This window comes from Bacillus cereus group sp. MYBK216-1 (assembly GCF_051916495.1).
GTDB classification, from domain to species: Bacteria; Bacillota; Bacilli; order Bacillales; family Bacillaceae_G; genus Bacillus_A; species Bacillus_A thuringiensis_K.
Genome location: NZ_JBQAGT010000002.1, coordinates 129,056 through 147,125, shown reverse-complemented (window position 1 = coordinate 147,125; position 18,070 = coordinate 129,056). Strand labels below are relative to the sequence as shown.

Genomic DNA, 18,070 nt, shown 5'->3' with positions numbered 1-18,070 from the left:
CAAAAATCCCCTTTAAAAAAAGAAAGGTGCCTAAGCACCTTTCTTTTGTAATTCACTTGATTCATTTGATTTATAGAAGAAGAAACCGAGAATCCCGCCAATACATGATGGAATTAACCATCCGATTCCTTCGTTATATAACGGTAACATTTGTAGTACATTAGAAATCGCGTCAATTTTAATTTTCGCACTTTCTAAACCGTTAAAGAAACTAATTAACAATGCACCTAAAATAGCTCCAATATAAATTGTATTACGCTTCCCAATCCACTTATGGAAATACGAAAGTACGATTAATACAATTGCAACTGGATAAATAATCATTAACACAGGTAATGTTACTGCGATTAATTGTGTTAAACCTAGGTTAGATACAATTAAACTAAATACACATACCATTGTTACAATCGTTTTATGCGAAAGTTTTGGGAATAAGTTTGTAAAGAAACCCGCACACGCAGATGTTAACCCAACAGAAGTTGTTAAACAAGCGAGTATAATAACAAGCCCTAATAAAATTTTACCACTCGTCCCATATAGCTCATTTACAACATTCGTTAAAATAAGACCACCGTTTTCTGAGATACCAAGTGATGTGCTTGTTGAACCAAGATAAGCAAGTGATAAATAAATTAACGTTAAACCAAGTACAGCGATAATACCTGATACTACTGTTATTTTTGCAATTTGACTACTCTCTTTTATCCCTTTAGAGCGGATAACTTGGACGACGACAATTCCGAATACGAGCGCGCTAATTGCATCCATCGTTAAATATCCTTGAATAAATCCACCAAAGAAAGCATTTTCTTTGTAAGCAGCTAACGGCGTAGCTGGCTCTCCAATTGGATCAATGATTGCCTTTCCGACAATAACAGCGACAATTAATACTAATAATGGTGTAAGAAACTTTCCAAACCAATCCACTAATTTAGATGGATTTAATGATAAATACCACGTTATTCCGAAGAAAACTATCGTGAAAAGAAATAGCATGTACCACTCTGAAACCATTGCCTCTGATAAAAACGGCTTCATACCCATTTCAAACGAAACAGCTCCAGTACGAGGAATCGCGAAAAATGGTCCAATTGCTAAATAACTAATCAATGGGAAAATAAACGCAAATATAGGGTGGACTCTAGAAGATAGCGCTTTCAAGTCCCCCTCTACAAACGCGACAGCTGTTACAGCTAGTAGGGGTAATCCGACTCCCGTTACAAGGAATCCTATTGTAGCAATCCAAACATTCTCTCCTGCTTGTTGACCTAAAACTGGCGGAAAAATTAAATTTCCTGCTCCTAAAAATAATGCAAATAGCATTAAACCAATTGCTACCGTATCACCTGGCCTTAAACGTCCCTTCATGCTCTTTATTTGCATAGCACTTTTTCATTGTTTATCTCTATATTTTACAATATGCTATGCATCCTCCTCTCTGCTCAAGATGATAAAATATGCCCCTTACAAAGCAGTGTCTTTCTCCATAATTTCTCCATTCCCCTTATTTTTACTCTAATCATTATTACAATTGTCGTTTTGAATTTTGATTTTTTTGAATTTTTAAATCATTAGAGTGTTATTACGTGGAGTATAGTTGTCAGACCTCTTTGTTTTTATCACACATATAGTAACATATTTAGTTGCAAAATAAAAACATATTTTCAAATTGATTTTTTTGAAAATCAAAATTATCTACATTTTTATTCTCTTACACAAATATTGTTACAATCTCACCTATTATCCTATCGTTATTTTCAAATAACTTTACACACGTAACATAACAAAAGCCATCCATAATGAAGTGCACCTCCAATTAGATGGCTTTTGTTATGTTACTCTATCGTTTCAACTTCACGTGGATTTTTCATCTCTTCCACATACACAACTCTAAATCCGTGATCTTCTAAATCTTTCAATAATGTCTCTAATTCACCGTCGTTAAACTCTTCTCCTAATGTAAACATAATTCTACGAACTAATAAGGCATCATTATCAAAAGTCATCAAACTTTGAATACCAGTGTATTTCTTTAAAACTGTCGATAACTTTTGGATTGCTCCATTATAGTCTTGCGTCCCAATCATGACAGAGTATTTACTAGAGTGAACGCCCCATGCATCCTCTAATAACTCAAAAACCTTTTTATGCGTTAAAATTCCAAGGAAAACCCCTTTTTCGTCAACTACTGATAAATAAGGCAATTTTTTTATTGTAAAAAATACTTTAAAGAAAGATGAATCTTCTCTCACAAATCCTTCTTTATCGTTTAATAATTGTATTACACTCTCATCAAGTGATCCTTTATATTCTAAAATATTTACTTTATATATATTCCCTAAAAATTTCTCTTTTTTTTCATCTAAAACTGGTACACAACGATACCCTGTTTTATTTAAATGCTCTAACGCTTCCCCTATCGTAATCGAACTTGAGCACAGTAAAACTTCCCTTTTCGGCACGTAATTCCCTTTAATCCTCATAAAAAAGCCTCCTTATGTTAAAATACTTTCTGTGCCATAACTATATTATATTTTCAGAAAAAAATAAATAATTTATTTTATTTTTCTGAAAATTATTCATTTTCTTGTCATAATTTATTCATCAATCCTTCACTTGCATATTTTTGCTATCAAATCTTCTCTCTGAATTGCTGAATGAAAAATATATTGTAACTTCTTTCAAAAAAAGCTAAAATAAGAATAAGAATTTTCTGAATATTCCAAGAGCAGGTGGTTATATGTCCTTATTACACTCACATATATGTAAATTTATAATTGGTGTTATTGTTATTTTTGCCATAAGTCCTATTCCAGCTCTTTTTACTACACACAATTACTCTTATCAAAATGGATTTATTAGCATTTTTCAAAACTTCGCACAGCTTTCTTCTATATCAATTCCAAAGGTTGATTGGATGCATGAATCTATCTTTTTCTCAGCAAACCAAATGATACATACTTCTAATCATTCAACACCATTATTCCCTTACATATGGGAAATATATTTTATATCGATTGTTCGTTTTACTTTTACCCTTGCGATCGGATTTTTCATAAGTTTGGGTATCGGCCATTTATTTTTCAAATTACCTAACTCGTTTAAAAAGTTTACTACTGTATTAAATTGGATACCTTACTCTTTTTGCACTGTAGTATTACAATGTTCAGTCTTATTACTACTTCTATACGTTGCACAATTTATAAACCTTCCTTACTACTCATCTTTTATTATCGTATGTAGTACTTCCATGATTATCGTTATGCAAGCAGTACAAAAATGGATTCCTTTCTTGAAAAACAAAAATGAATATGAAATAAAACATGATTCTTTTCTTGTGGATACATTGTTTTTGGCGCTTACTTCGAATCATAAATCAATTTTAGGTTCCATTATTCTTTCATTCGTTTTTATGGAATGCGTTTTTCATGCAAATGGACTGTTACAATTTATCGTTCAATTTGGCGGAAATTCCCCCATAATTGTTACAATCGGCTTATTACAACTCTATATCCCTTATAGCATGCTTTCTTTCCTTCAAACACTATGGACCACAAATTACTCCAAGCAACAGTCATACACTTTAACGAGAAGTGTTCCAAAACCTTAATTTGAAATAACCCTCTATAATCTAAAAGTAGAGGGTTATTCCTTTTGTATAGCGGACAAAATAACAGCAAATTCAAAAACTATTACAGAAACATACCAATATTTACCCTTTTCCTTTGACTATTCTTTTCATTTGGATTTATTATAAAAGTATAACATAATTGCAGGAGGTGACATCTTTATTCCAAACCTTGGAATGGAGAATACACTTGGACATATTAAATATTTTTCTCATCTTTGTACTTATTCTTATTTCTGGCTTTTTCGTTGCATCAGAATTCGCTGTTGTAAAAGTACGAAAAAGTCGAATTGACCAACTTGCAAATGAAGGTAATAAACAAGCTTTAGCTGCAAGAAGTGTCATATCAAATTTAGATGTTTATTTATCAGCTTGTCAGCTCGGGATTACAATCACTTCTTTAGGGCTTGGTTGGCTTGGTGAACCGACTGTAGAACATTTGCTACGACCGCTCTTTGAAAAAATTAATATTACTGGAACAATGGCTAACACTTTATCTTTTATTATCGCTTTTAGCGTTATTACATTTTTCCACGTTGTATTAGGTGAGTTAGTTCCAAAGTCTTTCGCAATTCAAAAAGCAGAAGCAATCACACTTAAATTTGCAAGACCGCTTATTTTATTTGATAAAATTATGTATCCATTCATTTGGCTGCTCAATAGTACAGCTATATTTTTCACAAAACTACTCGGATTAGAACCTGCGAAAGAAAATGAACTGGCTCATTCTGAAGAGGAATTGCGACTCATATTAGGTGAAAGTTTTAAAAGTGGTGAAATAAACCAAACCGAATATAAATATGTAAATAATATTTTTGAATTTGATGATCGAGTTGCAAAAGAAATTATGGTTCCTCGTACCGAAATGATTTGCCTATCTACTGAAAATACGTTAGAAGAAAATATGGATATCGTCGCTACTGAAAAATATACACGCTATCCAATCATTGAAAAAGATAAAGATGATATTATCGGGATGATCAATACGAAAGAAGTATTCCATGATCAAACAAAAGGTATTTATAAACCACTTGAATCTTATATACATCCTGTTCTAACTGTATTTGAAACAGTTCCAATTCGTAAAACGTTAGTACATCTTCAAAAAAATCGTGTTCAGATGGCAATCGTTATGGATGAATATGGTGGAACTGCCGGGCTTTTAACGATGGAAGATATTCTTGAAGAAATCATTGGAGAAATTCAAGATGAATTCGATGCGGATGAATCACCTATGATTGAAAAACGTACGCCTAAGCTTACTGTTTTAGATGGAAAGGTGCTTATTTCTGAAGTAAATGATATCTTTGGCCTACATATTGATGATAGTGATTTAGATACAATCGGAGGATGGCTTCTCTCTCAAGCAATTGACTTAAATATTGAAGCTGGCTATTCCATTGAATATGCTGGTTTTCAATTTAAAGTATTAGAACTTGATGGACATCAAGTCAAAAAAGTTGCTGTACATAAACTAGATATTAAAAAGGAGCTATAAAGTGACTGTTTTATTAACAATTTGTATCATTGCCTGTTTCGTTGTTTCATTTCTCGCCTTTATTTATCCAATTATCCCTGGCATACTAGCTGTCTGGGCTGGATATTTGATTTACCATTTCGGTATAAATGGAGGAGAATTAACAACTTCTTTTTGGATTATTCAAATCATTTTTACTCTTTTCATTTTCGTTGCTGACTTTATTGCAAATGGATATTTTTTAAAAAAATACGGTAGTTCTAAATGGGGCGAACGTGTCGGAATGATTTCTATCATTGTCGGATCGTTCTTCTTCCCCCCATTCGGACTTATTATCATACCGTTCTTATCAGTATTTATAACAGAACTAGTGCATAAAAAAGCGCCAAAAGATGCCTTTCTAGTTGGAGTCGCTACTGTAGTTGGTTTTTTAAGCAGTACAGTAGCGAAAGCAATTCTCCAAATCATTATGATTATCATCTTCGTATGTTATATCATCTTTTAACCATCCCGACTTCGGGATGGTTTTTTAATATGCAATACCTACTCGACTATTTTCATATATGTTTTTCTTGCATAGGTCCCATGCAAAGTGTGCTGTATCACCTACTGTAATTTTTGATCCACCTTCTGGCAATATATCTTTTTCAGTTCGATATACCTTTATCGCCTCACCGTCTATTAAATGTGTCGGACAAACAACTGTCCAACATAAATGATTACTATTACTTAGTACCTTATATGCAGCCAAATGATCTTCTGCTGCCGTTGTCGTTTTCCTTTTGGATTCCGTTGATTGAAAACGATATAAATTGGGATTTGATCTTGCTTGTAAAATACCAGCTGTTCCTATTGTAATGATTTTACGAACCCCTTTTTCTTCCATTTCCTTTATAATTTGTGGCATACTCTTCGCTAATGTTCCATTTTGATCCGTTCCAAGTGCACTAATTACTATATCACTTCCTTCTATCGCTTTCTTTATATCATTTTCGTTTAATACATTACCTTCTATCACTCGCAACCTTTCATGTTGTATTTCTATTCTACTTAAATCACGTGCTAATGCTGTCACTTCAGCTGAATCCTTTAGTGCTAATTTTATTATATTTGAACCTACTCGTCCCGTTGCTCCCAATATGCATACTTTCATTTATTTCCCTCCTCTTTCCTTCTTTCTCTATTTTTCAATACTCTCAATCAAATTACAACAAAAAAGCTTCCTCATATGTAAGAGGAAGCTCTATTATTACTTTATTTCTTTTCTTTAGAATCCGTAGACTTCTCAGTTCCACTTGTTTCTTTATCCTTTTTGTCCTCTTGTTGTGTAGTTGTATCTTCTTCTTTCTTCTTATCCTCACCTTTACTACAACCTACCATTAATAAAGAACTTGCAAGTGCCATAGCAGTCAATGATTTAACCCATTTGTTCATTTGCGTTTCCTCCTTGTGATAGAATATGTACAATCCCATATTACTCTCTATTTTTAAAGGAGAGATTGAAAAACAGTAAATATACGGTAAATTATTGTAAATTTTCTGATAACAAAACTTGATTTTAATTTATATATTCCATTTCCAATCGATACACAATAAAACTAGTTATTTTCTCTCAATGGACGTAAAAAACTAAGGCGCATACCATTCCGCCTTAGTTTCTCATGCAAACTTTTCATTTTCATATAGATGTGTAATCTTATATTCCTTCTTCATAACATATTGCCACACACTATAAGCGTAACGATTCATTTTCAGGAAACAATTTTCCAAAAATGAGCGAAACTCCGGATTAGCAACTTCCACTGCAACTTGAGCAAACTTTAGTGCTAATCGTTTTAAATGCGAAATATATGCAGTAGCAATATAGATATCTCCTGTATCTTTATATTCCGTTTCCTCTTCTATTTCATGCAAATGAAATGGAAGAGGTTCACAAGTAATATGCTGTACATTCTCTCCTTCTTGAAAGTTCACTTGCTCATTATATGCTTGTAACATATATGGTAAATGCTGCTGCAATAACTCCTTTAATTCTTCGTCTCTCACCTCTACTGTATACTCCCCAACCTGATATATGAGCATATAACTATATCTCATTAATTCTTTCATACAGTCCATGAAAGTGCCTCCCTTCTCTATTGTCTATATGTTATAAATATGATGCTATAACGTTTGCTATTCTTGCTAAAAACCAATCCCATTTACTAATTTTCTCAAAGTCTTCTTCTGAAAATCTTTTTGATTTATGAAAGTCTACCTGTAATCGACTCCATACTTCATCAACAGCTGTTTTATCATATATGATACAGTTAGACTCACAATTTAAATAAAAACTTCTATTATCAAAATTCGCTGTCCCAATATCAACAATTTCTCCATCAATGATTGTTACTTTCCCGTGAAAAAAACCATTCTGATATTGATAGATCTCAGCTCCAACATGGTTCATCTCTTTCAAATACGGATAAGCAGCTTGTTTTAACAATATGGCATCACTTTTAAACGGTACGAGAATTTTCACATTGACACCCCGGTTTAATGCATCTTTTAACTCTTTCATCATTTCTTTACTTGGTACAAAATATGGCGTAGCAATAATTAAAGATTTTTTAGCCTGCTTTAATAGTGCTCCATATTTTTCCCATAAACCTTTTCCATCTGAAAATAAATATTGATATTTCACATTCCCTAATGTAGGTATACTTTCATGTATAGGCATTTTTTCTCCTGTATCTTCTTTCCAATCAGCAGCAAATTTTCTTTCCATATCCGTGGCACCATTCCCCTTGACTCGTACATGATAATCACGCCACGGACCAAATTTCGGATTTTGTCCAAGATACTCCTTTCCAATGTTAAAGCCGCCGATATATGATACTTTTCCGTCAATCGTAACAATACGTCTATGATTCCGTTGATGCAAAGAATAGAACACATTTTTCAGTTTCAGTTTTTTACTAAATGTAAACTTCACACCGTTTTCTTTTAATCGGCTAATTACCTTTTTCTTCAGCTTATATCCGCCTACCCGATCGACTGACAATTTCACTTCTACTCCGCTAGATGCTTTTTTCTCTAATAACTGTAAAAACTCTTGGCTTATTTCGTCTTTTCCTACAATATAAAAATGGATATATATATACTTTTCTGCATCGTTTATATCGTCAAATAATTTCCTATATAACTCTTCACCGTTCGTATATAGTTGAAATTCACCTAATCGAACTTTTCCTAATTCATATTCACTAGCCATTTCCTTCCCCATTTCTACATCGATATTCATCCAAATGAATACACCTATTAAACAAAGGATTATAGCGAAAAAGTACTTCATGGATAAATTCCTTTCTCCACTTACTGTTATTTCTATATCTTCCCTTTTTTATTACATTATCATTCAAGAAAATATGTCATTACATGATATATGTCCATATCAAACAATAGCTCATTTGCATATTGTATGTTGTATCTTAAAATAAAAGGAGGAAATAACAATGGGCTTCGCACATGGTAATGGATTTGCGCTATTAGTCGTATTATTTATCCTCTTAATCATCGTCGGTGCTGCTTGCTTCTGCTAAGTAGCTACTGTCATATGATATGTGGATGAAAAAATTATAAAAGCGGACACCTATTTTTTAGGTGTCCGCTTTTCATTTTAAAATCATTTCCGCCTGCTATAGTAACTTAAATGGCTAAATATTCATCTCAAAAAGTTAACAATGTAGCTACTTTCTTACTCTCTTCCTTACGTATATGACGCTGTTCTGCACGTAATACAGCAATACGATGTAATTCTTTCTCTTCTTCTGTTTCAGGGATAACACGCGGTACAGGAACTGGATTATTTTCCTTACTAAGTGCAACAAAAGCAACAAATGACGTTGCCGCTATACGCTTCTCACCTGAGATTAAATCTTCAGCCACTACCTTCACAAACACTTCCATCGAAGTTCTCCCCGTCCAAATTACGAAAGATTCATAACTAACACAATCTGAAGAACGAACAGGATGTAAGAAATCAACCCAGTCCATAGATGCTGTGACACATTCCTTTCTCGAATGTCTGGATGCTGAAATAGAAGCAACCATATCCATCTCCGCTAATATCTTCCCACCAAATAGCGTGTTATGATCATTTAAATCTGTTGGAAATACTCGGCTCGTTTTGAACACTCTTGACTCATTGGCAGTTTTTCCTTTTACTTCCGTCATTGTTATCACCCCTTTAATGATTTATCCCTAACATTTTAATAGTCACTATACTAAATGAACTACACATTTAATATTAACAACATTCAGAACTTTTAGTCCACAAAAAAGAACCGATTTTATCAATCGGCTCCTCTAAATACATATTGTTCTTTCGGCTGTTCAACTTTATTCCATTTTGTTACTTCTAATACAGGAATATTTGCATGAAACGGCTGATAAAACTCAGTAGTTATCTCTCCTTCTACTTGAATCCAGTCATCATTATTCCACTCTACACCTTCTGGTTTTTTCACTAACATACCATACACACCAGAATCTGCTACGCAATGTATAATACCGAAACGGAATAAGAAGTATTGTTCTTTTTTAGATGAATCATCTCTGAAAACAAACCCTTTATAGGATAATTTTTTCCCAGTAAACTCACCAGGATAATTATAAATTGTCTCCATCCCTTTTAGAAAATCTTCGTCTTTTAAATTAATACTATCTTTCGTAACAAATTCTTTTTTACCTTTTTCCATTACACCTCGGTATCCTTCTTTCCCGTAATAAATGCTCGTATCAGGTCTTAGAAATTGCCTTGTCATAAATGGATCTTTACTTTCTGCTTGTGCTACTGGAAAATGAAATCCCTTCGCCTTAACAATGTCGGAATCTAATGTTGCAATCGGGAAAAACAATCCTGTGACTATCGGAAAACAAAACAATGTGTACGAAAATGCTTTTTTCCACCACGTATTCTCATCTTTTGAATGATCATGTCCGCAATGGCTATGATCGCAACCACAATTGTGCTGTTCCTTCTCTTTTTGATGTTCTTTTTGGAAAACGATAATAATTTGAACAATCGTTAAGAATCCTAAAATAATAGCTGCTGTTGTTGATAAATAGGCATACTTCATATTGATATACTTCGTAATATTGCCTGAAATATGAAGCTGCGCAATTAATATTGTAAAACCTAATAATATATACGCTCGAAACATAACCTACCACCCTATCGCATAAATGAGTAGTGAGCTTGCATAAACAACAAGTGTAACTGTAACTGTAACGACAATTACAAATTTTGTTTTAAATGTCGCAAGCATCATAAACATATTTTTAATATCCACCATTGGTCCGTAAACAAGGAACGCGACAAGTGATGCTGTTGAAAATGTACTTTGGAATGACGAAGCAATAAATGCATCTGCTTCTGAACAAAGTGATAAAATGTAAGCAAGTCCCATCATAACAGCTGGTGAAGAGAACGGCCCTTGTCCTATAGCAAGAAGTGTTGAAGTTTGTACAAACGTTTGAACTGCAGCCGCAATTAACGCACCTAATACTAAATATTTTCCCATCGAGAAAAATTCCTCAACAGCATGCGTACACACATCCCACATTTTTTTACGTAATGGACGCTTATGATTCACTTCTGGGAAGTGATCATCTCTTAATTGATGTTCTTTAAACATAAATGATAATATAATTCCAACGATAATGGCTACAATAATCGCTACAATAGAACGATACCATACCATGTGCATACTACTTCCAAAGGCAACGTATGTTGCAAATAAAACAACTGGATTAATAATTGGCCCAGTTAACATAAATGCAATTCCAGCATATGGCGGAACCCCTTTTCCGATTAATCGCCTTACAATCGGAACGATTCCACATTCACAGCCCGGAAACATCATCCCTAAAAAAGTAGCCATTAAAACAGACAGAAATCGGTTTTTCGGCATCCATTTTGCTACCATATCTTCTGTAACAAACATTTGAATGAATCCTGAAATAAATACACCAATGAGCACGAAAGGAAGTGCCTCGATTAATATGGAGATAAAAATTGTATTCATTTGCAGGAATGCTTTCGGTAATTGAAACAATTCCATGATGTATTTCCTCCAACTTTTCATTAACAATATGTAATTTTAACCCCATTTCATTAATTGGACAAGGTTTATATGGAATACATACCCTTTATATACATTACATTGTACAAGTTATATTCTATTCAAAATTTGAGATTTCATAGCAAAAAAGCTGCTCTAGCGCAGTTGTATAACTATGCTAGAGCAGCTTTCCTATCGTTAAAAGTAACGTTTCTTCCAAAATACAAATGCTAAAGCGCAAGATAATGTTGCACATATTATGAGTACAATTACAAAACCTTGAGCCTCACCTTCAAATGGAACCTTTACGTTCATTCCAAAGAAACTAGAAACCATCGTCGGTAAAGATAAAATGATTGTAATTGACGTTAACAGTTTCATAACACTATTTAAATTATTTGATATAACGGAGCTAAAAGTATTCATCATTCCACTTAAAATGTGACTATATATTTCCGCCATTTCAATAGCCTGTTTATTTTCAATTAATACATCTTCTAATAAATCTTGATCGTCTTCATACATTTTTAAAAATGTACTGTTACGCATTAACTTTTGAATTACAATTTTATTAGCCTTTAATGACGTCGTAAAGTATACTAAACTTTTCTCAAGGCCTAGCAATGTGAAAATCTCTTTATTTTTCATCGACTTATTTAATTGATGCTCTAAATCAATTGTTTTTCGATTTATTTGCTTTAAGTATCTTAAATAATAAGTAGAAATCGTATATAAGAGCTGAAGTGCAAAGCGCGTCTTCTTAAACGTATAAAATTCTTTAATACGTTGATTAATAAAACGTTCAAAAATTGGATTCTCTTCTAAGCAAATTGTAACAAAACAATCCGGCATCACAATCATACCTATTGGAATCGTGTCATAAATCGAATTTCCTTCTTCGTCATGTCTAACTGTCGGAATATCCACGATAATTAAAGTATTATTGTCTTCCTTTTCAATACGAGAGCGTTCTTCATCATCCAAAGGATCTTTAATGAAATCTAAGTCTACATTTAAAGTTTGTACTAGATATTGAATTTCTTCTTCTGTTGGATGAAGTACATTAATCCAGCATCCCTTTTGCATTTCCTCAATCTCTTGTAGTTTTCCGTTTCGGTCTGTTAAATATATATTTAACATACTATCACCCCGATTCTTTTTACATGTAGGAATCTACCTCTCTTAAATCACAGTTTTTAAACCGACATTCTCAGCATATGAAACATACGTTTAAATTTCAATAGAAAAATTATTTTGAAAACGTTTTTATAGGAAAAATATTATAAAGTGAAACTTTAATCAGTAGGTAGCTTTATCCCCCGCTGATTATTAGCCCTCACAAATCGGGATTTTACGGGCAGCCCGCCCCCAACCAAACTTCTTTTCTTTCGCTGCATTTTGAGGTGAGGGTCTCACTGCCCGTTAAAGCGGGATAAACATAGAAAAAGACAGAGTGCTCTCTGCCTTAAAAGCTTATGTTGCCTTTATAACATATTTAGAAAGCATCCACAAGTTAAACCCGACTGAAATCGTATAGCCCGCGTATGTTGAAATGATAAAACTTACATAATCGAAATACGGAAGCAATACAATATTTAGAACTATCTTCATAATAATTCCAATCACTAGTCCTAGCACCGTCTTCTGCTGTTGATTGATTCCTTGTAGCATAGCAGCCGTTACTGTAAAAAGAGAAAATAGTATGCAAGCAGGAGCATAATACTGTAAAATGATTCTCCCCACCTCTGGATCATTTCCAGCACCGAATAAAAGAGTATATACAGGTTTGGCTAACACCATCATTCCAATTGCCGCCGGTACCGTAATCGCTACTACTAATACATTTGTTCTCGTAAAATGTTTGTACAATAGCTTCGTATTTCCTGCTGTGTAAGCTTTCGTCATCTCTGGTACGAGAGACATACTAAAAGCTGTGGCAACGGATACCGGGATGAGCACAACCATTTGAACAAGACCAATTATCGCATTAATTTTTTCCGCTTCTCCTTGCATATACCCTATTTGTATAAGTAGTTTATTAATTGTAAATGTATCAATCGTCTGATACAACGGAATTGCTAAGCCCACCACAACAAAAGGAATAGAATATGTAAAGAGCTCCTTATAAAGCGAGAAAAAAGATTTCGTTGTTTGTGATATACTTGCCATTTCTTTTTTCTTTAAGTGCCTTCTCCTTCTCATATAATACGCACTTAAAACAGTTAATCCACCTACCGCTCCCATAAAGGCACCAAATGTTGAAATACCAACTGCTAGCGAGACAGATGCTTTTAAAATATATAAAACGACAAAGCTTCCTATTAAAATGGTTAAAACCCGAAAAAATTGCTCTACAACTACACTTAATGCAGAAGGCCCCATCGATTGGAATCCTTGAAAGAAGCCCCTTAATAAACTCATTACTGGCACAAGTATTAACGCAAAACTTACAATTCGAATATTAGTAGTAACCGCTCCTACACTATTCCCCGTTTGATCATTCCCATCGATGACAAGCTTAGCTAAATGCGGAGCTAGCATATATAACGTAAAACACGAAATGACTCCCATTATAAACATAAACACGATTCCACTTTTCAACACTCTCTTAACCGTATGATAATCATTCAGTTGATCATATTTTGATACCATTTTTGAAACTGCAAGTGGTAATCCCATTGTCGCAATGCTGAGCATAATTGTATAAGGGCGATATGCATACGTATATAAAACGTATCCACTCGTACCGACCATTGCTGTAAATGGTATAACATATATAAATCCTAACATTTTTGATATCATCGTTGCCATCGTTAAAAATATCGTTCCACGTATAAACGGTGACCCTTTCATCACATTCCTCCGCTACGCTTTATTATTATACATTATGGACAACTCTTTTTTTTTAGAACCGAACCGAAACAAATAAAAAAAGCCAATGAAAAATCATTGACTTTAACGCGCTGCTTTTTTCTTTTTGAAATACTTTAAACCAAAGTATAGAGCAATAAAAAGAACAGCTCCTATAATTATGTAATGTGTGTAATCAGATGCATACTCTTTAATTTGTCGCCAATTCCCACCAAGTTTTTCACCTAAGTATATAAATAGAATTGACCACGGAATGATCGCTACAACCGTATAAAGTGTAAATAGTTTTAATGGCATCTTAGCTAGTCCTGCTGGAATAGAGATCGCATGACGTACTACTGGGATAAAGCGCGCAGAAAATATTACGCCTGCTCCATAACGCTTAAACCAACCTTCCGCTATGTCTAAATGATGTTTATTAATAAGTAGATACTTCCCATATTTCTCTACAACCGGACGCCCTCCGTAGTATCCAAGCCAGTATAAAAAGATTTGTGCTAAAGTACCACCAATCGTTCCGGCGATAACTGCACCAACAAAACTAATTTTACCATTCGCTACTAAAAAGCCAGCATACGAAAGTACAATTTCACTTGGGATTACTTCAATCATTAAAGCAAGAGCTACCCCAAAGTAACCTAAGCTTGCGAAAAATTGCAATAACTGATCTATTATGTTTGCTAACATGTTCTTTTTTATCTCCTTTTTTCTTCACATACCATCCCATTATTACATAAAGGCTGCAATCTGCCAATATCTTCATTTTAACAATATGTACAATTCAAGCAGGATTAATCTATTAATTTCTCTTTCTGGGGGTCTTTCATGTAGGCAAACATCTCTTTAATTTGGTCTTCTGTATTTCTAGCAAATGATAAATTAGGCAATTCATTTTCACCAAAAAACTCCACCTCTTCTGTTTCAATGCTAGTTTTCTTTTCTCCACCAATAATCTCGCATCCAATGAAAATTTTATATACATGCGTTGCCGATGGAGATGGTTGATGTTTTTCTTTATCAAATATAGCTAGTAACTTAAAATGATCTACCTCATAACCAGTCTCTTCAAAAACCTCTTTTGCTGCAACTTCGGTTGGCGTATAACCGACATCAGCCCATCCACCTGGCAATGCCCATTTCCCATCGCTTTTTTCTTTCACAAATAATAACTTTTCATTTTGAAAAATAACTGCTCTTATATCAACTTTAGGTGTTTGATAGCCTGTCTCACTTGCAAATAATTTCTCTACGACTTCCCAATCTGTTTTCGTGTAATGTGACATCATTGAAATAGAAATATCTCGTAATTGCTGGAAACGCTCAATATCATACACATCCTTAGAATACGTTAAACCCGCTTGAGCTATAGATTGTATTTGTTTTACCCAATCAATCCATTTAATTTTCATATATCCGCATCCCCATTCTCTATGAAATATATTACTTCATTTTTATTGATACATCTTTATTATACAAAAAAAAGAGATTGATAACGTTTCAATCTCTTTCAAAATTAATCCAATTCATGTAAGTGGTCTTGTATATATTTTCTTCTTTTATTTATATATTCATAAATCATATCAGCCTCTTGATCAAATGTTTCTAATTTTTCTTTCATGTATGGATCTTGTAGTAAATATGGACGAATCAATTCACACAACCCTTCTACTTTCGGCCTCATAACCGAAACTGTAAATTGATTTTCTAATATTTCTTCTAAAATACTTCGATACTGCTTTCTAAATACAGGTATGTCTAGCAATCTTGCACTTAACGTATTATACCCTTGAATGCGAATATATTCATGATTAAGTGGTCTCCCTTGTACATCTCGCCCCCAAGTTGCATCATAATCCCACGGTATAACTTCAAATAAGTTTGTTTCATCGTTATGATATAGTGCATAGTTATGAACAAAACCATCAAAGTTTTGCGTAAAAATAACTCCTGCTAACCATCGTAAATATTTATCTACATGTAGAAACTTCCCAATTTCTTTTTCATAGGCTTCCCTCGTCAAAGTATTCGCTTGAAATACAAATTCACTCAATTGTTCTTCACTATTTTTATTCGAATATTTAAATTCATAACCCGCAAAAAGCTCCGTCTTAACATCTTTATCTCGTTCACTCATTAATGAAAAATTCGCATCATCATCTATCGCATAATAAATAGAACCACTCGGTAATCCTCTATTTTTCAAAAAATTTTCATCAACGGATTCTAACTGTAAATACACACCTTGAATTTGACCATTAATTTTTATAAATACATGTTGTGATTTTGGCGAAAGTACACCAATATCATGAAAAAAATCTAAAGATAATTTATTTCGTATGAGAGACGGATCCATAAACTCCGAATTCAAATGAAACTCTTTCGCACCTTGAAATTTTTTAGGCTTATAAAACATAACATGATAAGACTTTTTCTCAAATTCGCGAATATGAGCTCCTCGGTATACGATATCAATATCATACTTCTTTTTTCCATAAGTTAATTTTGCTGGCACTGGACTATCTGACCAAATGTCCTTTTTCAATTCCACTAAGTACATTGGATGAACAAAAAAATCATATGAAGGCAGCATGTTTTCTCATCCCTTCTCAGTTCTCTTCATTCAATGTATGCGCCTTGTCTTGTCCATACATCCGCTATCATCTATTTATAGAAAATTACACTCTTGTCCTGTTCAGAAAGATGCCTATATACATATCATGTTAAGGAAAAAGAATACCTTTTCAACTTAATACATGATAAGGAGGATTTCTATGAAACGTGATATTAGAAAAGCTGTTGAAGAAATCAAAAGTGCTGGGATGGAGGATTTCTTACACCAAGATCCAAGTACTTTTGAATGCGATGATGATTGCTCTTCAAAAGTTGAATGTAGCGATGATTGTAATTGCCCAAGAACAAGATGTACTCGTGTGAAACATTGTACTTTCGTTACAAAATGTACTCATGTAAAAAAATGGACATTTGTTACGAAATGTACTCGCGTACGCGTTCAAAAATGGACGTTCGTTACGAAAGTAACACGTAGAAAAGAATGCGTTTTAGTTACAAAACGTACGCGTAGAAAACATTGTACTTTCGTTACAAAATGTGTACGCTTTGAAAAGAAATTTTACTGGACTAAACGATGTTACTGTAAAAAATGCGAGTTCTTCCCTAACGGACACGGTGGCTCTTGCGATGATTCATGTGATCATGGTAAAGACTGTCACGATAGCGGACACAAATGGAATGATTGCAAAGGCGGACATAAATTCCCATCTTGCAAAAATAAGAAATTCGATCACTTCTGGTATAAAAAACGTAACTGCTAGTTTTTATACCACCAAAAAAAGGCCGTTTTGCGGCCTTTTTTATATTTATTGAAAGTGACTTATATCTGCAAATTGTTTCACTTTACCAATACCCTCTTCAAATTCTATTATGCTCAAACTGGCACTATGCATAAATGGATCATCCCACACATTTTCTATTTCAATTCGCGCGAAATGCCCTACAAGTAATTTTGCTGCTGCCGCATGAGAAACAATCAATATGTTTTGTCCTTTATGCTTCTCTAAAAGAAGATGCACCCCTTCAATTACTCTTTCATAAACGGCCTCAAAATTTTCGCCTGATGTTGACTGAAAAAGATGTGGCTCATTCCAAAATAGATGTACTTCTTCTGGAAATTGCTTTTCTATATCCGCGATTGTTTCTCCTTCCCATATACCCATGTTGATTTCATAGAAATGCTCATCCGCTATAATGGGTATATCACGTTCCCCCTTTATTAACTCTGCCGTATGAAGTGTTCTTTCGCTCGGACTACTATAGATCGCATGGATTGGTAAATCTTTCATTCGATTTCCTAATTGTTTCGCCTGAACTATACCATTTTCAGTTAAAGCAGAATTTTTTCGTCCCTGCATTCGCTTCGCTACATTCCACTCTGTTTCACCATGCCTTGTTACATATATAGTTGTTTTCATT

The 18,070-nt window shown here is 33.8% G+C and carries 20 protein-coding genes; 5 read left to right on the top strand and 15 right to left on the bottom strand.

The window, feature by feature from the left end:
• Window positions 1-30 precede the first annotated feature (30 nt).
• Entirely contained in the window at window positions 31-1,368 is a 1,338-nt protein-coding gene (brnQ4, locus tag ACTFRH_RS06310) for a branched-chain amino acid transport system II carrier protein BrnQ4 (protein ID WP_000678504.1), read from the bottom strand.
• 467 nt (window positions 1,369-1,835) lie between these two features.
• A complete protein-coding gene (gene cbpA / locus ACTFRH_RS06305; protein WP_001220529.1) occupies window positions 1,836-2,483 on the bottom strand; it encodes a cyclic di-AMP binding protein CbpA in 648 nt (215 codons plus the stop codon).
• 257 nt (window positions 2,484-2,740) lie between these two features.
• On the opposite strand from cbpA, the gene ACTFRH_RS06300 reads away from it, so the two are divergent.
• From ACTFRH_RS06300 to ACTFRH_RS06290, 3 genes are all read left to right on the top strand, one after another.
• Window positions 2,741-3,610, top strand: coding sequence for a hypothetical protein (locus ACTFRH_RS06300; protein ID WP_000054647.1), 870 nt, complete (start codon window positions 2,741-2,743; stop codon window positions 3,608-3,610).
• Between the two features lie 208 nt (window positions 3,611-3,818).
• Window positions 3,819-5,126 carry a hemolysin family protein gene (locus ACTFRH_RS06295; protein ID WP_000353731.1) on the top strand — a complete coding sequence of 436 codons (1,308 nt, stop codon included), beginning with the start codon at window positions 3,819-3,821 and terminating at the stop codon, window positions 5,124-5,126.
• A gap of 1 nt (window position 5,127) precedes the next feature.
• Entirely contained in the window at window positions 5,128-5,610 is a 483-nt protein-coding gene (locus tag ACTFRH_RS06290) for a DUF456 domain-containing protein (protein WP_000217337.1), read from the top strand.
• Window positions 5,611-5,634: 24 nt separating this feature from the next.
• Here ACTFRH_RS06290 and ACTFRH_RS06285 read toward each other — a convergent pair whose 3' ends face one another.
• The 4 genes from ACTFRH_RS06285 to cls form a co-directional block, all read right to left on the bottom strand.
• A complete protein-coding gene (locus ACTFRH_RS06285) occupies window positions 5,635-6,258 on the bottom strand; it encodes an NAD(P)-dependent oxidoreductase (protein ID WP_000861628.1) in 624 nt (207 codons plus the stop codon).
• A gap of 101 nt (window positions 6,259-6,359) precedes the next feature.
• Window positions 6,360-6,539, bottom strand: coding sequence for a hypothetical protein (locus ACTFRH_RS06280; RefSeq protein WP_001045967.1), 180 nt, complete (start codon window positions 6,537-6,539; stop codon window positions 6,360-6,362).
• Between the two features lie 225 nt (window positions 6,540-6,764).
• A complete protein-coding gene (locus ACTFRH_RS06275; protein ID WP_000340562.1) occupies window positions 6,765-7,223 on the bottom strand; it encodes a spore coat protein in 459 nt (152 codons plus the stop codon).
• 31 nt (window positions 7,224-7,254) lie between these two features.
• Window positions 7,255-8,439: a cardiolipin synthase gene (gene cls / locus ACTFRH_RS06270; protein WP_003300934.1), complete on the bottom strand. Its 1,185-nt coding sequence runs from the start codon at window positions 8,437-8,439 to the stop codon at window positions 7,255-7,257.
• Window positions 8,440-8,599: 160 nt separating this feature from the next.
• Here cls and ACTFRH_RS06265 point away from each other — a divergent pair, with 160 nt between their 5' ends.
• Complete coding sequence (locus ACTFRH_RS06265) at window positions 8,600-8,686, top strand: YjcZ family sporulation protein (RefSeq protein WP_000505094.1); 87 nt, start codon at window positions 8,600-8,602, stop codon at window positions 8,684-8,686.
• A gap of 127 nt (window positions 8,687-8,813) precedes the next feature.
• Here the strand turns inward: ACTFRH_RS06265 and ACTFRH_RS06260 are convergent, their stop codons facing one another.
• From ACTFRH_RS06260 to cotH, 8 genes are all read right to left on the bottom strand, one after another.
• Entirely contained in the window at window positions 8,814-9,320 is a 507-nt protein-coding gene (locus ACTFRH_RS06260; protein ID WP_000141162.1) for an acyl-CoA thioesterase, read from the bottom strand.
• A gap of 119 nt (window positions 9,321-9,439) precedes the next feature.
• The gene (locus ACTFRH_RS06255) at window positions 9,440-10,309 is read right to left on the bottom strand and encodes a TIGR03943 family putative permease subunit (protein WP_000488052.1); all 870 of its coding nucleotides are present in this window, start codon (window positions 10,307-10,309) and stop codon (window positions 9,440-9,442) included.
• A gap of 3 nt (window positions 10,310-10,312) precedes the next feature.
• A complete protein-coding gene (locus tag ACTFRH_RS06250) occupies window positions 10,313-11,209 on the bottom strand; it encodes a permease (RefSeq protein WP_000418723.1) in 897 nt (298 codons plus the stop codon).
• A gap of 198 nt (window positions 11,210-11,407) precedes the next feature.
• A complete protein-coding gene (locus ACTFRH_RS06245) occupies window positions 11,408-12,349 on the bottom strand; it encodes a magnesium transporter CorA family protein (RefSeq protein ID WP_000932387.1) in 942 nt (313 codons plus the stop codon).
• Between the two features lie 333 nt (window positions 12,350-12,682).
• A complete protein-coding gene (locus ACTFRH_RS06240; RefSeq protein WP_000678843.1) occupies window positions 12,683-14,062 on the bottom strand; it encodes a putative polysaccharide biosynthesis protein in 1,380 nt (459 codons plus the stop codon).
• 102 nt (window positions 14,063-14,164) lie between these two features.
• Complete coding sequence (locus ACTFRH_RS06235) at window positions 14,165-14,767, bottom strand: DedA family protein (RefSeq protein ID WP_000880691.1); 603 nt, start codon at window positions 14,765-14,767, stop codon at window positions 14,165-14,167.
• A 104-nt stretch (window positions 14,768-14,871) separates the two neighbouring features.
• On the bottom strand, window positions 14,872-15,489 hold the full coding sequence (locus tag ACTFRH_RS06230; RefSeq protein WP_000695954.1) for an NUDIX hydrolase N-terminal domain-containing protein: 618 nt from the start codon (window positions 15,487-15,489) through the stop codon (window positions 14,872-14,874).
• 104 nt (window positions 15,490-15,593) lie between these two features.
• Window positions 15,594-16,670 (bottom strand): spore coat protein CotH, encoded by a 1,077-nt coding sequence (gene cotH, locus ACTFRH_RS06225; protein WP_000938002.1) that lies wholly within the window; start codon window positions 16,668-16,670, stop codon window positions 15,594-15,596.
• Between the two features lie 181 nt (window positions 16,671-16,851).
• Here cotH and exsB point away from each other — a divergent pair, with 181 nt between their 5' ends.
• Entirely contained in the window at window positions 16,852-17,412 is a 561-nt protein-coding gene (gene exsB, locus ACTFRH_RS06220) for an exosporium protein ExsB (RefSeq protein ID WP_000817483.1), read from the top strand.
• Window positions 17,413-17,457: 45 nt separating this feature from the next.
• Here exsB and ACTFRH_RS06215 read toward each other — a convergent pair whose 3' ends face one another.
• Window positions 17,458-18,069 carry a phosphoserine phosphatase 1 gene (locus tag ACTFRH_RS06215; protein WP_000858824.1) on the bottom strand — a complete coding sequence of 204 codons (612 nt, stop codon included), beginning with the start codon at window positions 18,067-18,069 and terminating at the stop codon, window positions 17,458-17,460.
• Between the last annotated feature and the right edge of the window lies 1 nt (window position 18,070).